This window comes from Pseudomonas sp. 67(2021) (assembly GCF_017491835.1).
Taxonomy (GTDB): Bacteria; Pseudomonadota; Gammaproteobacteria; order Pseudomonadales; family Pseudomonadaceae; genus Aquipseudomonas; species Aquipseudomonas atacamensis.
The window spans coordinates 1-15,323 of sequence record NZ_JAFGYL010000026.1 but is presented as its reverse complement, the minus strand read 5'-3'; the positions used below and the strand labels follow the sequence as shown (position 1 = coordinate 15,323).

The window sequence follows — 15,323 nt, the reverse complement described above, 5'->3', positions numbered from 1 at the left end:
TTGTCTGTCTGTCAGCGTGCAATCAGGGCAGCACTGGGTTAATCGTCGAGGCGCTCTTCCAGCTGGCGCACTTCGTAGGTGAGCTTGTCGAGGAACTGCATGCGCCGCATCAGGCGTTCGGCCTGCTCGCGTTGCGCTGCATCATCCCAACAGGCTGCGAAGCTTTCGTTGAGCTGTTCCTGAGCCGCCTTCAAGCGACGCTTGAATACCGCGACACCGTCGAGGTCGGCACTGTCCTGCAGATCTTCAAGCTCTTCGCGCCATTGCATCTGCTGCAAAAGAAACTCGGGATCGTGGACGGTGATTTCCATCGGCACTTCATGCCCGCTGATTTTCAGCAGGTAGCGTGCGCGCTGGGCCGGGCTCTTGAGCGTCTGGTAGGCGTCGTTGAGCCGCGCCGATTGCTCGAGCGCCGAGCGCTGCTCGCGTTCGGATGCATCGGCAAAGCGGTCAGGATGGACGCCGCGCGCCAACTCACGGTAGCGCGTGGCCAACTGCTCGAGATCCAGGCGGAAGCTCGGTTGCAGCTCGAATAAAGCGAAATGACAAGGAATACCCACGACCAGCCTCAGATGTTGAAGCTTTCGCCGCAGCCACATTCACCGCGCACGTTGGGGTTGTTGAACTTGAAGCCTTCGTTCAACCCTTCCTTGACGAAGTCGAGCTCGGTGCCGTCCAGGTAGGCCAGGCTTTTCGGGTCGATGATCACTTTTTCGCCGTGACTCTCGAACACCTGATCCTCCGCCACTACCTCGTCGACAAACTCCAGCACATAGGCAAGGCCGGAACAGCCTGTGGTGCGAACACCCAGACGAATCCCTTCACCTTTGCCGCGCCCGTCGAGGGAGCGCCGCACGTGTCGAGCAGCCGCTTCTGTCATGCTGATAGCCATCGTTGACTCCTTACTCGTCGCCGAATCTTGAAATTCAGATCAAGCCTTTCTTCTGCTTGTAGTCGCGAACAGCCGCTTTGATAGCGTCTTCAGCGAGCACGGAGCAGTGGATTTTCACTGGCGGCAGGGCCAGTTCTTCGGCCAGCTGAGTGTTCTTGATGGTTTCGGCTTCGTCCAGGGTCTTGCCCTTCATCCACTCGGTAGCGAGGGAGCTGGAGGCGATTGCCGAACCGCAACCGTAGGTCTTGAACTTGGCGTCTTCGATAACGCCCTGATCGTTGACCTTGATCTGCAGACGCATCACGTCGCCGCACGCCGGAGCGCCGACCATGCCGGTGCCGACATCAGGATCTTCCGCGTTCATCTTGCCGACGTTGCGCGGGTTTTCGTAGTGGTCGATGACCTTTTCGCTGTAAGCCATGATTCTCAATCCTCACTCATCAGGGCCGCTCTTGAGACCCTGCAACTGCGCTGCGTTAACGCCGCGTCGCTACAGGATCTGTATCCGGCGGCTTCTATAGTTAGTGTGCCGCCCACTCGATTTTCGAGATATCGACGCCGTCTTTGTACATGTCCCACAGCGGCGACAGGGCGCGCAGCTTGGTAACGGCCTCGCAGACTTTCTGCGCAGCGTAATCGATTTCTTCTTCGGTGGTGAAACGGCCGAAGGTAAAGCGGATCGAGCTGTGTGCCAGTTCGTCGTTGCGGCCCAGGGCGCGCAGTACGTACGAAGGCTCCAGCGAAGCCGAGGTGCAGGCCGAACCGGACGATACCGCCAGATCCTTGAGCGCCATGATCAGCGACTCGCCTTCAACGTAGTTGAAGCTCAGGTTCAGGTTGTGCGGAACGCGGGCGGTCAGGCTGCCGTTGACGTACAGCTCTTCCAGATGCTCGACCTGCTTGTAGAAGCGATCGCTCAAGGCTTTGATGCGCACGTTTTCAGCGGCCATGTCTTCCTTGGCTACGCGGAACGCTTCGCCCATGCCGACGATCTGGTGGGTCGCCAAGGTGCCGGAACGCATGCCGCGCTCGTGACCGCCGCCGTGCATGGTCGCTTCGATGCGCACACGCGGCTTGCGGCTGACATACAGCGCGCCGATGCCTTTAGGGCCATAAGTCTTGTGGGCGGAGAACGACATCATGTCGACTTTCAGCTTCTGCAGGTCGATCTCGACCTTGCCAGTGGACTGAGCGGCGTCGACGTGGAACAGCACGCCCTTGGAGCGCAGCAGTTCGCCGATCGCAGCGATGTCGTTGACGGTGCCGATTTCGTTGTTGACGTGCATCACCGACACCAGAATGGTGTCTTCGCGCAGTGCAGCATCGATCATTGCCGGGGTGATCAGACCGTCTTCGGTCGGCTCGAGGTAAGTCACTTCGAAACCTTCACGCTCCAGCTGGCGCATGGTATCGAGGACAGCCTTGTGCTCGATCTTGCTGGTGATCAGGTGCTTGCCCTTGGAGGCGTAGAAATGTGCCGCGCCCTTGATCGCCAGGTTGTCGGATTCGGTCGCGCCGGAGGTCCAGACGATTTCGCGCGGGTCGGCATTGACCAGATCGGCCACCTGACGACGGGCGTTTTCGACGGACTCTTCAGCCTTCCAGCCGAACACGTGGGAACGGGACGCCGGGTTACCGAAGTTTCCGTCGACCAGCAGGCATTCACTCATTTTCTGCGCAACGCGCGGATCAACCGGGGTGGTTGCAGAGTAATCAAGGTAAATCGGCAATTTCATGGACTATCTCCTAAATCAGGGCTGGCGTGCCGCGGGTAGCTCTTCGGCTGTCATTCGACGGCGGACGCTTCAATCTTGTCCAGGCGTGGCGCCTTGCTGCTGCAACGGCGCTGGTCCTGACGCTGGGCTACTTCTTGCACCTCACGGCGAGTCACAAGGTCGGCCAAGCTGATACCGCTCAGAAATTCGTGAATCTGCAGGCTCAAGTCGCACCACAGATGATGGGTCAGGCAGGTATCACCGGAATGGCAATCGCCCTGCCCCTGGCACTTGGTGGCATCGACCGATTCGTTCACCGCATCGATCACCTGGGCGACCTGGATGCCCTGCATGTCGCGGGACAACTGGTAGCCACCACCCGGACCGCGAACGCTGGAAACCAGGTTGCTGCGGCGCAGCTTGGCGAACAGCTGTTCGAGGTAGGACAGGGAGATGCCTTGGCGCTCGGAGATATCGGCCAGAGACACCGGCCCGTGCTGCGCGTGCAACGCCAGGTCAAGCATGGCGGTCACGGCGTATCGGCCTTTTGTAGTCAGTCGCATGGACAGTTACCACGGAGTTCGGAATGGGCGGGAGTATGCAATTCCCGAGCATTTAAGTCAACTATAAGACCTAGTGCTTTAGTCGGGTTTACCCGCAAAAGAGCGCGCGCACTATAGCAAAGACGGGGCGCGGACAGCCAGCGCAACCGCGTGATCGTTCTTCGCGAGCAGGCTCGCTCCCACATTGGAATGCATTGCTCTTGTGGGAGCGAGCCTGCGCGCGAAAAGCAGCGCCGCAGTTCAGCCGGCTTTCGATTCGTCCTTGCCCTTGACGCAAGCGAAGTCTTCTTCGCGCAGCTCAGGCAGATCTTTCGCACAGTAATTGCTGCCCAGATCCTTCAGCGCGCCGCACATGCCTTCCAGGCGCCCGTCCACTGCTTGCAGATGATCGAGCAATTGGCCGATGGCCCGGGCCACCGGGTCAGGCATGTCTTCGCTGACACCGTAGGCGTCGAAACCGATCTTTTCCGCCATGGCTTTGCGCTTGGCGTCCTGCTCTTCGTCGGTCTTGATGATGATCCGCCCCGGAATCCCCACCACCGTGGCGCCCGGCGGCACTTCCTTGGTGACCACAGCGTTGGAGCCGACTTTGGCGCCGGCACCCACCATGAACGGACCGAGAACCTTGGCCCCGGCACCGACTACAACGCCGTCTCCGAGAGTCGGGTGGCGCTTGCCTTTGTTCAAGCTGGTGCCGCCGAGGGTCACGCCTTGATAGATGGTGACGTCGTCGCCGATCTCGGCGGTTTCACCAATAACGATGCCCATGCCGTGGTCAATGAAGAACCGCCGACCGACCTTGGCGCCCGGATGAATCTCGATCCCGGTCAGCCAGCGACCGAAGTTCGACACCAGTCGCGCCAGCCACTTCAACTCGTTGCGCCAGAGCATGCCGGCCAAACGATGAATCCAGATCGCATGCATGCCGGGGTAGCAGGTCAGGACTTCAAAAGCGTTACGCGCCGCCGGGTCTCGATGGAATACGCTTTGGATATCTTCACGCAAACGCTCAAACATCATTCAATCCTTCCGCTTTAGAAGCTCGCCACGGGCCGCTTTCTGGGTTTCCGTGAGGATGCCACGCAAAATATTCATTTCCGCCCGGCTGACCGAGCTGCGTCCGTACAACCGGCGCAGGCGCGCCATCAAGTGGCGTGGCTTTTCCGGGTCGAGGAATTCGATGGCAACCAGTGTCTGCTCCAGGTGCTCATAGAATCGCTCCAGCTCATCCATGGTCGCCAGCTCGGCGCTTTTCACCGAGGCCACTTCTTCTTTCTCGACCTTGCTCGGCTGACCCTGTGCGGCCAGCCAGGCCATGCGCACTTCATAACTCAATACCTGCACCGCCGCCCCGAGATTCAGCGAACTGAAGGTCGGGTCGGAAGGGATGTGCACGTGAAAATGACATCGCTGCAGCTCTTCGTTGGTCAGGCCGGAATCTTCACGGCCGAACACCAAAGCAATCTCGGCGCCCTGCCCGGCTTCCTCAACCACTTTGTTGCCGCATTCGCGCGGATCGAGCAGGGGCCAGGGAATGCGCCGGTCGCGGGCGCTGGTGCCGAGCACCAGATTGCAGCCGACCAGAGCATCTTCCAAGGTGGCGACGACTTGCGCGTTTTCAAGGATGTCACCGGCACCGGAGGCGCGGGCGTCGGCCTCGTGGTGCGGGAAGACCCGCGGTTCGACCAGCACCAGTCGCGACAGACCCATGTTTTTCATGGCGCGCGCGGCCCCGCCGATGTTGCCGGGGTGGCTGGTGTTGACCAGGACGACACGAATGTTCTGCAGCAAGGGAGGCGCTCTCGGACACAGGAAAGGGGGGCAAATCTTACAGAACAGCCTACCGTTAAGCTATGAAAGCGAACAGCGTCCTTCACCTGAAGAAAAGTTCTGATAGAATGCGCGGCTTTCTTTAACAACCTTAGGTGACACATCCATGCAGCCCATGCTGAATATCGCGCTGCGCGCCGCCCGCAGCGCCAGTGAACTGATCTTCCGCTCCATCGAGCGCCTGGATACCATCAAGGTCGACGAAAAAGACGCCAAGGATTACGTATCCGAGGTCGATCGCGCCGCTGAACAGAAAATCATCGATGCCCTGCGCAAGGCTTACCCGAATCACTCGATTCAGGGTGAAGAAACCGGCCTGCACGCTGGCACCGGCATCGAAGGCGAAGAGTACCTGTGGATCATCGATCCGCTGGACGGCACCACCAACTTCCTCCGTGGCATTCCGCACTTTGCAGTGAGCATTGCCTGCAAATATCGTGGTCGCCTGGAACACGCAGTAGTTCTGGACCCGGTCCGCCAGGAAGAATTCACCGCCAGCCGTGGTCGCGGCGCTCAACTGAACGGTCGTCGCCTGCGCGTCAGTGGTCGCACCAGCCTCGACGGCGCTCTGCTCGGCACTGGCTTCCCGTTCCGTGACGACCAGATGGACAACCTCGACAACTACCTCGGCATGTTCCGCGCCCTGGTTGGCCAGACTGCCGGCATCCGCCGCGCCGGTTCGGCGAGCCTGGACCTGGCTTACGTAGCTGCCGGTCGTTTCGATGCGTTCTGGGAATCGGGCCTGTCCGAGTGGGACATGGCTGCAGGCGCCCTGCTGATTCAAGAAGCCGGCGGCCTGGTGAGCGACTTCACCGGCGGTCACGACTTCCTTGAGAAAGGCCACATCGTTGCCGGCAACACCAAATGCTTCAAGGCAGTGCTGACGGCGATCCAGCCGCACCTGCCGGCCTCGCTGAAGCGCTAAGCTTTCCGCGAAACCAGAAAGCACCCTTCGGGGTGCTTTTTTTATGCCTACAATTCCAAACACCACAATTTCCCTGTGGGAGCGAGCCTGCTCGCGAATAGGGCGTGCCAGCAAAGGAAATATCAACTGGTAGACCGTATTCGCGAGCAGGCTCGCTCCCACAGATGAGAATCGCGCGCTGCCCTGAATCGCGGGTATAAAAAAAGCACCCCGCAGGGTGCTTCTTTTCACAACAGTAGCGCTTTACTGAGCCGGCTCATTCTGCGACAGGATCAGCTTGCCTTCCTTGTCGACCGGAATCTGGTTGCCCGGATCGCGATCCATCCGCACTTTGCCTTCCTTGCCATCAAGCGAGTAACGCACGTCGTAGCCGACGACCTTGTCGCTGATGTCATTGACCGTGTTGCAGCGGGTTTGCGTGGTGGTGTAGGTGTCACGCTCCTGCATGCCCTCCTGCACCTTGTTGCCCGCATAACCGCCACCGACCGCACCGGCCACCGTGGCAATCTTCTTGCCGGTGCCGCCGCCAATCTGGTTACCCAGCAAACCACCGGCCAGCGCGCCGACCACGGTACCGGCGATCTGGTGTTGATCTTTTACCGGTGCCTGACGGGTCACCGTTACATCCTTGCATACTTCACGTGGAGTCTTGATCTGTGTCTTGACCGGCTCAACGGCTAATACTTGCGCATACTCAGGGCCGCTTTTAACCAGGCTGTAGGTGGCAACAGCACCCCCGGCTGTGACACCGACAGCACCCAATACCGCACCAACCAGCAACGACTTGTTCACATGAACCTCCTGACCATCACATGCGGGACGCGCCCGCGCTTCTCCCAGCCTTGGAGCACAAAAAAAGGCGCGAGTTCAACTCGCGCCTTTTGTTGGCTGACAGCCGGGAAATCGCTGGCCGTTATGGACGATCGTCGACTTCCTTATCGGTGTTGGCCGGAGGAATCAGATCCTCGGTGGTCAGGTTCAGCCAGATCAGCACCACGTTGGCGATGTAGATCGACGAGTAGGTACCCGCCAGTACACCAATGAACAGTGCGATGGAGAAACCGAACAGGTTGTCGCCACCGAAGAACAGCAGCGCCGCGATCGCCAGCAGAGTGGAGATCGAGGTCGCCATGGTGCGCAGCAGGGTCTGAGTGGTCGAGATGTTGATGTTCTCGATCAGCGTCGCCTTGCGCAGCACGCGGAAGTTCTCACGCACCCGGTCGAAGACCACGATGGTGTCGTTCAGCGAGTAACCGATGATCGCCAGCACTGCCGCCAGCACTGTCAGATCGAAGGTGATCTGGAAGTACGAGAGGATACCCACGGTCACGATCACGTCGTGGATCAGCGACACAATGGCGCCGACCGCAAACTTCCACTGAAAGCGGAACGCCAGGTAGATCAGGATGCCGCCGAGCGCCAGCAGCATGCCGAGGCCGCCCTGGTCGCGCAGTTCTTCACCGACCTGCGGGCCGACGAACTCGACACGCTTGACCGTCGCCGGGTTGTCACCGCCGACCTTTTGAAGCGCTTCCGCTACTTGATGGCCCAACTGCGGGTCTTCACCCGGCATGCGCACCAGCAGGTCGGTGGTCGCACCGAAGTTCTGCACCACGGCTTCGTGATAACCGGAAGTCGCCAGTTGCTCGCGCACCTTGGTGACGTCGGCCGGACGCTCGTAGGTCAGCTCGATGAGCGTACCGCCGGTGAAGTCCAGGCCCCAGTTCATGCCCTTGGTGGCAACACTGAACAAGGCAATGACGGTAAGCAGCAATGTGACGCCGAACGCGAAGTTGCGAACGCCCATGAAGTTGATTGTACGTAACATGGCAGCCCCTTAAATCCACAACTTCTTGAAGTCACGTCCGCCAAAGATCAGGTTGACCATTGCGCGGGTCACCATGATGGCCGTGAACATCGAGGTAAAGATCCCGAGGGACATCGTCACTGCGAATCCCTTCACCGGGCCGGTGCCCATGGCGAAGAGAATGCCGCCGACCAGCAAGGTGGTCAGGTTGGCGTCGAGAATCGCGGTGAATGCCCGGCCGAAGCCTTCGTTGATTGCCCGCTGCACAGTCATGCCGGCGGCGATCTCTTCACGAATCCGCGAGAAGATCAGTACGTTAGCGTCGACCGCCATACCCATGGTCAAGACGATACCGGCGATACCCGGCAGGGTCAGCGTGGCACCCAGCAACGACATCAATGCCAGCAGCAGCACCATGTTCACCGCCAGCGCAACGGTGGCGATGACGCCGAAGAAGCGGTAGATGGCGATGATGAACAGCGACACGAACAGCATGCCCCACAGGGAAGCGTCGATACCTTTGGTGATGTTGTCAGCACCCAGGCTCGGACCGATTGTGCGCTCTTCAGCGAAGTACATCGGTGCAGCCAGACCACCGGCACGCAGCAGCAGCGCCAGCTCGGACGACTCGCCCTGACCGTTCAGGCCAGTGATGCGGAATTGCGCACCCAGCGGCGACTGAATGGTCGCCAGGCTGATGATCTTCTTCTCTTCCTTGAACGTCTGCACCGCGACGTCTTTCTCGACGCCATCAACCACTTGCTTGGTGTAAGTGGTGACCGGACGCTGTTCGATGAAGATCACCGCCATGCTGCGACCGACGTTGGAACGGGTCGCGCGGCTCATCAGCTCGCCACCATGACCATCCAGACGGATGTTCACTTCAGGCGTGCCGTGTTCGCCGAAACCGGCCTTGGCGTCGGTGACCTGGTCACCGGTGATGATCAGGCCACGCTCGATCTGCGCAGGAGGACGGTTGCCTTCGCGGAATTCGAACGATTCGGAAGTGGCTTTCGAAGCGCCCGGCTCGGCGGCCAGACGGAACTCAAGGTTGGCCGTCTTGCCGAGAATACGCTTGGCTTCGGCAGTGTCCTGCACGCCCGGCAGCTCAACCACGATGCGGTTGGCGCCCTGACGCTGCACGATCGGTTCGGCAACACCCAGCTCGTTGACGCGGTTACGTACCGTGGTCAGGTTCTGCTTGATGGAGTATTCACGGATTTCCGCCAGCTTGGCCGGGGTCATCGCCAGACGCAGCACCGGTTGACCGTTGAGGTCGGCCGGAACAATGTCGAAATCGTTGAAGTTCTTGCGGATCAGCGCACGGGCCTGTTCGCGGGAATCTTCATCGCTGAAGCCCAACTGAATGGCACCGCCCAGTTGCGGCAGGCTGCGATAGCGCAGCTTCTCTTTGCGCAGCAGGCTCTTGACGTCGCCTTCGTAGACTTTCAGGCGTGCATCGAGGGCTTTGTCCATGTCCACTTCGAGCAGGAAGTGCACACCACCGGACAAGTCCAGACCCAGCTTCATCGGGTGCGCACCGAGGTTGCGCAGCCATTGCGGGGTGGTCTGTGCCAGGTTCAGCGCGACGACGTAGTCATCACCCAATGCCTTGCGTACAACGTCCTTGGCCGGCAGCTGATCTTCAGCCTTGCTCAGACGGATCAGACCGCCCTTGCCGCCCGCCGTCAGCGTAGCCGCCTTGACGTTGATGCCGGACTCTTTCAGCGCTGTGCTGACGCGAGCCAGATCGGCGTCATTGACCTGCAGAGCCGTGCTGGCGCCGCTGATCTGAATCGCCGGGTCATCGGGGTAAAGATTGGGAGCGGAATAAATCAGACCGATCGCCAGCACCGCCAGGATCAGAATGTATTTCCACAGAGGGTATTTGTTCAGCATCACGCCGCCCGTTATGAACGCGGGGCGCCTTGCGCGCCCCGTCGATTGAGTAGAAGTTGTTGCTCTTAGATCGCTTTCAGCGTGCCTTTTGGCAGCGTGGCGGCGATGGCGCCTTTCTGGAACTTCATTTCCACGGTGTCGGACACTTCCAGAACCACGAAGTCATCGGCAACCTTGGTGATCTTGCCGGCGATGCCGCCAGTGGTCACGACTTCGTCGCCCTTCTGCAGGCTGCTCAGCAGGTTCTTCTGCTCTTTGGCGCGCTTGGCCTGTGGACGCCAGATCATCAGGTAGAAGATGACCAGGAAGCCGACCAGGAAAATCCACTCGAAGCCGCCGCCCATTGGGCTTGCAGCAGCCGGTGCAGCTGCGTCAGCCATGGCGTTAGAGATAAAAAAGCTCATTTAGCACTCCAGTTGCAAATGTTGAATCTTGGGGTCAGAAAACTCAGTCCAAAGGCGGAACGGGAAGTCCGCGTTTGGCGTAGAAGGCATCGACAAAGGCGGCCAATGTACCCTGTTGAATAGCCTCGCGCAAACCAGCCATCAGCACCTGATAATGGCGCAAGTTATGGATGGTATTGAGCATGCTGCCGAGCATTTCGCCGCACTTGTCCAGGTGATGCAGATAAGCGCGCGAGAAGTTCTGGCAGGTGTAGCAATCGCAGGTCGGATCCAGCGGCGATTCATCATGGCGATGGAACGCGTTACGGATCTTCAGCACACCGGTATCGATGAACAGATGCCCATTGCGGGCATTACGGGTTGGCATCACGCAATCGAACATGTCCACCCCGCGGCGCACACCCTCAACCAGATCTTCCGGTTTGCCAACGCCCATAAGGTAACGAGGTTTGTCAGCGGGCATCTGGCCCGGCAGATAATCCAGCACCTTGATCATTTCGTGCTTCGGTTCGCCCACCGACAGACCGCCGATGGCGAGGCCGTCGAAGCCGATCTTGTCGAGGCCTTCGAGCGAGCGCATGCGCAGGTTTTCATGCATGCCACCCTGGACGATGCCGAACAGCGCCGCGGTGTTGTCGCCGTGAGCATTCTTCGAACGCTGCGCCCAGCGCAGCGACAGCTCCATCGATACCCGCGCGACGTCTTCGTCAGCCGGATACGGCGTGCATTCGTCGAAGATCATCACGATGTCGGAACCCAGATCGCGCTGCACCTGCATCGACTCTTCCGGGCCCATGAACACTTTGGCGCCGTCGACCGGAGAAGCGAAGGTCACGCCCTCCTCCTTGATCTTGCGCATCGCGCCGAGGCTGAACACCTGGAAGCCGCCGGAGTCGGTGAGGATCGGGCCTTTCCACTGCATGAAATCGTGCAGGTCGCCATGTTCCTTGATCACTTGAGTGCCGGGACGCAACCACAGGTGAAAGGTGTTGCCCAGAATGATTTCCGCGCCAGTGGCGACGATGTCGCGCGGCAGCATGCCCTTGACCGTGCCGTAGGTGCCGACCGGCATGAACGCCGGGGTCTCGACGGTGCCACGGGGGAAGGTCAGGCGACCACGACGAGCCTTGCCATCGGTGGCCAGCAGCTCAAAGGACATTCGACATTCGCGACTCATTCTGTTTCCTCTGGGCCTGTCTGTTCAGGGGCAGTTGGAGCGGGATTGCGGGTGATGAACATCGCATCCCCGTAACTGAAAAAGCGGTAGCCGTTTTCCACGGCGGCCTTGTAGGCGGCCATGGTTTCGGGATAACCGGCAAACGCGGAAACCAGCATCAACAGCGTGGATTCCGGTAAATGGAAATTGGTCACCAGGGCATCGACCACATGAAACGGCCGGCCCGGATAGATAAAGATGTCGGTGTCGCCACTGAACGGCTTGAGCACACCATCGCGCGCCGCACTTTCCAGCGAACGCACGCTGGTGGTGCCGACCGCAACCACCCGACCGCCCCGCGCACGGCACGCAGCGACCGCATCGACCACGTCCTGGCCGACTTCCAGCCACTCGCTGTGCATGTGGTGATCTTCGATCTTCTCGACACGCACCGGCTGGAACGTCCCCGCGCCCACGTGCAATGTCACGAATGCAGTCTCGACGCCCTTGGCAGCAATCGCCTGCATCAGCGGCTCATCGAAATGCAGCCCCGCCGTCGGCGCTGCGACCGCACCCAGACGCTGGGCGTACACGGTCTGATAACGCTCGCGATCCGAGCCTTCATCCGGGCGGTCTATATAAGGAGGCAACGGCATGTGCCCGACGCGATCGAGCAGCGGCAAGACTTCCTCGGCAAAACCCAGCTCGAACAACGCATCATGACGCGCGAGCATCTCGGCTTCGCCACCGCCGTCGATAAGGATCTTCGAACCCGGTTTCGGCGACTTGCTGGAGCGCACATGGGCCAGCACGCGGTGCGCATCGAGCACGCGCTCGATGAGAATTTCCAGCTTGCCGCCGGACGCTTTCTGCCCGAACAGCCGCGCCGGAATCACCCGGGTATTGTTGAACACCATCAAATCGCCCGGGCGCAAATGCTCAAGCAAATCAGTGAATTGACGGTGTGCCAGGGCGCCGCTCGGCCCATCAAGGGTCAGCAGGCGACTACCGCGACGCTCGGCCAACGGATGGCGGGCGATCAGCGAATCAGGAAGCTCGAAAGTAAAGTCAGCAACGCGCATGATGGGGTTCGTCTAGCAGGGCCGGAAAGTCTAGCGGAAATATCAAAAATTGACCATGAAACGTGATTGACCAACGGTAATCACCTCTCTATACTTCGCCGCCATTGAGCCCTGATGGCGGAATTGGTAGACGCGGCGGATTCAAAATCCGTTTTCGAAAGGAGTGGGAGTTCGAGTCTCCCTCGGGGCACCAACACAGAGAAAAAGGTCTTGCGAAAGCAGGGCCTTTTTTTTCGTCTGGTGGAAAGTGGAGGGTTGTTTTTGTCTTTTTTCCAAAACAATCAGGGCAACCAGCTTTTCACTCTTGCGGCGCCGGGGCCAACGCGCCACCGGCTAGCCTAATGCCCAACCGTCTAGGGCAACAAGCCCATCAAAAAACCTCAATCGAACCTGCAGTAATTGCTCTGACTCCATGTCCTGACGCTGGGGAACTGGCCGGATCGGTTACGTGCCGCAGGTTTTGCCAAACGCCCTGTCATAATCGCCTGATCCCGGCTAGTTCGAGCTCAAAGCCTACTTTCGATTTCCTCCCAGATGTACGCGTAGTTGTACTTCAACCAACGAACCAGCACTTTATCGAACTGGCGACGAAACCAGTTTCGCTCCCTAGCTTCCAGCCTTTCCTCAATCGATTCTCTGAGTATGTCGGGGTCGAAACCCGTCCATATCGGAGGCACAGGTGCAACGAGATTGGTAAAGCACACCGGCGCGACCTCGGAATAAAGAATTGAGTAAAGGATTTCAGGGTCTACACCTCTCACCTTATTCGCCAAATAATCATATTCCACGGGAAAATCATTGAATGGCTCGGAAAGAGCGGCTCTAACTTTTGTCAGTTGTGGCTCGGTCAGAAGATGTCCCAATGTGTGAGCTCCTCTAACTCTTCGTCCAATGAACTTGCCACTGCTTCGCCTGCAACACCGCCGGCGATTGTTCCTGCCAAGACAACTGCTATCGCACAAATAGGAGCGCCTGGGCCGCAGAGTGCGCTAACGCCCATCCCCGCGAGAACACCGCCGACCGCCCCCGAACCAACAATGATGCCTTGGCGAGCAGCTTCTTTGGGTTTGTTGTCAGCATTCAGAATTTGATAGGTTGCCAGAGCCGCCGTCACGAGAACACCAAGCTTGCCCATGACCAGCATTTTTTTGGTGCCGGCCGTGAATCTCGCATTATCACGACCGGAGGATTCCAAGATGGCGTAGTGAACTTTGTTCTTCTCTACATCCGAAAGACTGTCATACCCCTTCTGAAAAAAGTTTTCAGAGTAGATATCCAATAGTGTTTTCAGTCCTTTCCCGTCTTTCTTTTTCCTCTGAGCGATCGCCAATCCTTGCGCTGACGTGAATTTACGATGCTCCATCATGATTTTGTTACGCATCTCATGACTAAACTTCACACCTTCTTGCGCCGTAATTCTTCCCGCTTTCACGTCGTCTCTAACTTGTTGAGACATACGCTTGATATTCTTGGTATAGCTCGCCCTGATCTTTTCATCAGAGATGGCATCCAGTGAAAATCTCAGCGCACTGCCCTCCATCAGCTCTAGCGCCCTGTCGAGTGGCGAGTCCTGAAGGGCGTGCTCGCGCTGGACTACGTAGCTGCCTGTCACAATGTACGGTTCGGTCATAGGACGGTCCTTATCCCAATATTTTGCTCAAAAGGCTTTCAGTAAGAGACGAGCCTTCTGCAGGCTGTTCTTCCTCGAATTTGAGCATCAAGCACTTCTTGCCCGATGGATTTGCGAATTTGACCGCATTGTCGTTGTTGAATACGCCCAGGAGTGATGAACCATCATCAAAGTGGGCGATACAGGAAAGTCCCTCATAACTTTCCTCGGCAGGAATTCTGAAGCCAATCCATCCGGCTTGTCCGATTAGAGGTTCGGGTGGAACAAAGTCGCACGGGGTGTGCGTATCGCCAATGATGATTGTGCTCGACCCACCTATTACGATGCTGCCGTGCGTACCGCCGGTATTGATCGTGGCAGCATTTTTACCATTTATGAAAACTGTCGAGGAAAGCCCCGAAGAGAGCGCACTGCCGCAGGTACATGAATCACCTTGGCGAGCTGCGGGCAAACCATCGAAGAAAACGTCAGGCGAACCTGTCGCGATGGGGTTGGTTCCGTGCCCTGGAACAGGACAGCTGGAGGGATCGCTTTTACGAGCGGCTGGGTTAGCCATGAATGACTCCTGTCAAAAAAATCCTTTTCGAGAGGTAAACCTATCACGAAATTCAGCCTGGACGGCCGCATCCGATCATTCAAAAAAGTGCTCGATCACCAGACCGCGCTACCTGTTGCTTGGGTTAACGCGGTTGGTACTTCGCTGGCGTTTTCTACCTTGCCATCAACTCAAGTTTCAGAATGGGACGCGGCTCCTCCCTACTCCTTGACTGCAAACATCCGATCAGCAATCTCCCACCCCCGCTCCACCCCTTCCTTCGTCAACCATATCGACTTGTTCCTGTTAACCGGATTACTGATCAAACCCTGTTCGTGCAAGCGGTTCATGATCTCGAAGTCATAGCCCTTCCACGCATTGCCGTCGTCGGAGCTATAGGCTGCCAGGAGAGCAAGGACGGCGTCGTCGATCAGTTTCATGTCGTATTCCATGATGGTCACTCCGCTGATGTTCAGTGTTTGTAATCAAAGCGTCGTATCAAAGTGGATGTCAATGCTGCGCGAGCTTGTAGGTTTTAGATGCCCGATTGCTGGTTGCCTCGAATGCGATGACCGCCCGTATAATCACGCCCGCACGACAGACTCCGCCGGTACTTCGCGCATTGGTTTCAAGCCATCCACTTCACTGACAGACATCCCCATGGAAACCTCACTGGAAACCGTCGCCCTCTTCTCCCTCAAACTTGCCTACGAAGAAGAAGGCCTGAGCCCGATCCTGCGCGATGACATGGTCATGGGCGATTATCAGAAAGACGTTTTCGAGTTACTGGTGAAACGCGGCGATGTCGAGGCCATCCAGTTCAAGATGAACGAATGCCTGAATCTGGCGCTGGATGCTTTGGGCGGGGTCGAGAAGCCGTTGGGG

Annotated in this window: 19 protein-coding genes and 1 tRNA gene; 3 read left to right on the top strand and 17 right to left on the bottom strand. The window is 58.3% G+C overall.

The window, feature by feature from the left end; all coding sequences use genetic code 11:
- Positions 1 to 38 precede the first annotated feature (38 nt).
- The 7 genes from hscB to trmJ all read right to left on the bottom strand — a co-directional run bounded on the left by hscB (position 39) and on the right by trmJ (position 4,961).
- Positions 39 to 560, bottom strand: coding sequence for a co-chaperone HscB (gene hscB / locus J5M66_RS23790; RefSeq protein ID WP_024014219.1), 522 nt, complete (start codon positions 558 to 560; stop codon positions 39 to 41).
- A gap of 8 nt (positions 561 to 568) precedes the next feature.
- Positions 569 to 892 (bottom strand): iron-sulfur cluster assembly protein IscA, encoded by a 324-nt coding sequence (gene iscA / locus J5M66_RS23785; protein ID WP_003227904.1) that lies wholly within the window; start codon positions 890 to 892, stop codon positions 569 to 571.
- Between the two features lie 34 nt (positions 893 to 926).
- Complete coding sequence (gene iscU, locus J5M66_RS23780; protein ID WP_003227907.1) at positions 927 to 1,313, bottom strand: Fe-S cluster assembly scaffold IscU; 387 nt, start codon at positions 1,311 to 1,313, stop codon at positions 927 to 929.
- Positions 1,314 to 1,413: 100 nt separating this feature from the next.
- The gene (locus tag J5M66_RS23775) at positions 1,414 to 2,628 is read right to left on the bottom strand and encodes an IscS subfamily cysteine desulfurase (protein WP_207809303.1); all 1,215 of its coding nucleotides are present in this window, start codon (positions 2,626 to 2,628) and stop codon (positions 1,414 to 1,416) included.
- 50 nt (positions 2,629 to 2,678) lie between these two features.
- Positions 2,679 to 3,170 (bottom strand): Fe-S cluster assembly transcriptional regulator IscR, encoded by a 492-nt coding sequence (iscR, locus tag J5M66_RS23770; protein WP_016773323.1) that lies wholly within the window; start codon positions 3,168 to 3,170, stop codon positions 2,679 to 2,681.
- 240 nt (positions 3,171 to 3,410) lie between these two features.
- Complete coding sequence (cysE, locus tag J5M66_RS23765) at positions 3,411 to 4,187, bottom strand: serine O-acetyltransferase (RefSeq protein ID WP_207809305.1); 777 nt, start codon at positions 4,185 to 4,187, stop codon at positions 3,411 to 3,413.
- Positions 4,188 to 4,190: 3 nt separating this feature from the next.
- Positions 4,191 to 4,961, bottom strand: coding sequence for a tRNA (cytosine(32)/uridine(32)-2'-O)-methyltransferase TrmJ (trmJ, locus tag J5M66_RS23760; RefSeq protein WP_073473313.1), 771 nt, complete (start codon positions 4,959 to 4,961; stop codon positions 4,191 to 4,193).
- Between the two features lie 145 nt (positions 4,962 to 5,106).
- Here trmJ and suhB point away from each other — a divergent pair, with 145 nt between their 5' ends.
- Positions 5,107 to 5,925: an inositol-phosphate phosphatase gene (gene suhB / locus J5M66_RS23755; RefSeq protein WP_016773320.1), complete on the top strand. Its 819-nt coding sequence runs from the start codon at positions 5,107 to 5,109 to the stop codon at positions 5,923 to 5,925.
- A 243-nt stretch (positions 5,926 to 6,168) separates the two neighbouring features.
- Here the strand turns inward: suhB and J5M66_RS23750 are convergent, their stop codons facing one another.
- The 6 genes from J5M66_RS23750 to queA form a co-directional block, all read right to left on the bottom strand.
- Entirely contained in the window at positions 6,169 to 6,717 is a 549-nt protein-coding gene (locus tag J5M66_RS23750; RefSeq protein WP_007916907.1) for a glycine zipper 2TM domain-containing protein, read from the bottom strand.
- Positions 6,718 to 6,838: 121 nt separating this feature from the next.
- On the bottom strand, positions 6,839 to 7,753 hold the full coding sequence (gene secF, locus J5M66_RS23745; protein ID WP_016773319.1) for a protein translocase subunit SecF: 915 nt from the start codon (positions 7,751 to 7,753) through the stop codon (positions 6,839 to 6,841).
- 9 nt (positions 7,754 to 7,762) lie between these two features.
- Positions 7,763 to 9,631 carry a protein translocase subunit SecD gene (gene secD, locus J5M66_RS23740; protein WP_016773318.1) on the bottom strand — a complete coding sequence of 623 codons (1,869 nt, stop codon included), beginning with the start codon at positions 9,629 to 9,631 and terminating at the stop codon, positions 7,763 to 7,765.
- A 65-nt stretch (positions 9,632 to 9,696) separates the two neighbouring features.
- Positions 9,697 to 10,035: a preprotein translocase subunit YajC gene (gene yajC / locus J5M66_RS23735; protein WP_016773317.1), complete on the bottom strand. Its 339-nt coding sequence runs from the start codon at positions 10,033 to 10,035 to the stop codon at positions 9,697 to 9,699.
- A 43-nt stretch (positions 10,036 to 10,078) separates the two neighbouring features.
- Positions 10,079 to 11,194 carry a tRNA guanosine(34) transglycosylase Tgt gene (gene tgt / locus J5M66_RS23730; protein ID WP_160768392.1) on the bottom strand — a complete coding sequence of 372 codons (1,116 nt, stop codon included), beginning with the start codon at positions 11,192 to 11,194 and terminating at the stop codon, positions 10,079 to 10,081.
- Between the two features lie 14 nt (positions 11,195 to 11,208).
- Positions 11,209 to 12,273, bottom strand: coding sequence for a tRNA preQ1(34) S-adenosylmethionine ribosyltransferase-isomerase QueA (queA, locus tag J5M66_RS23725; RefSeq protein WP_123444221.1), 1,065 nt, complete (start codon positions 12,271 to 12,273; stop codon positions 11,209 to 11,211).
- A 108-nt stretch (positions 12,274 to 12,381) separates the two neighbouring features.
- Between queA and J5M66_RS23720 the strand changes: the two genes are divergently transcribed.
- Positions 12,382 to 12,466, top strand: a tRNA-Leu gene (locus J5M66_RS23720).
- A 313-nt stretch (positions 12,467 to 12,779) separates the two neighbouring features.
- Here J5M66_RS23720 and J5M66_RS23715 read toward each other — a convergent pair.
- The 4 genes from J5M66_RS23715 to J5M66_RS23700 form a co-directional block, all read right to left on the bottom strand.
- Positions 12,780 to 13,136, bottom strand: coding sequence for a hypothetical protein (locus tag J5M66_RS23715; RefSeq protein WP_122507813.1), 357 nt, complete (start codon positions 13,134 to 13,136; stop codon positions 12,780 to 12,782).
- Entirely contained in the window at positions 13,121 to 13,903 is a 783-nt protein-coding gene (locus tag J5M66_RS23710) for a hypothetical protein (protein WP_206421603.1), read from the bottom strand. Before J5M66_RS23710 ends, J5M66_RS23715 begins: the two co-directional genes overlap by 16 nt.
- 10 nt (positions 13,904 to 13,913) lie before the next feature.
- Positions 13,914 to 14,459 (bottom strand): PAAR domain-containing protein, encoded by a 546-nt coding sequence (locus J5M66_RS23705; RefSeq protein WP_206421602.1) that lies wholly within the window; start codon positions 14,457 to 14,459, stop codon positions 13,914 to 13,916.
- Positions 14,460 to 14,659: 200 nt separating this feature from the next.
- On the bottom strand, positions 14,660 to 14,878 hold the full coding sequence (locus J5M66_RS23700) for a DUF6429 family protein (protein WP_223630792.1): 219 nt from the start codon (positions 14,876 to 14,878) through the stop codon (positions 14,660 to 14,662).
- Between the two features lie 220 nt (positions 14,879 to 15,098).
- Between J5M66_RS23700 and J5M66_RS23695 the strand changes: the two genes are divergently transcribed.
- On the top strand, positions 15,099 to 15,323 hold a 225-nt coding region (locus J5M66_RS23695; RefSeq protein WP_207817506.1), incomplete at its 3' end, for a hypothetical protein.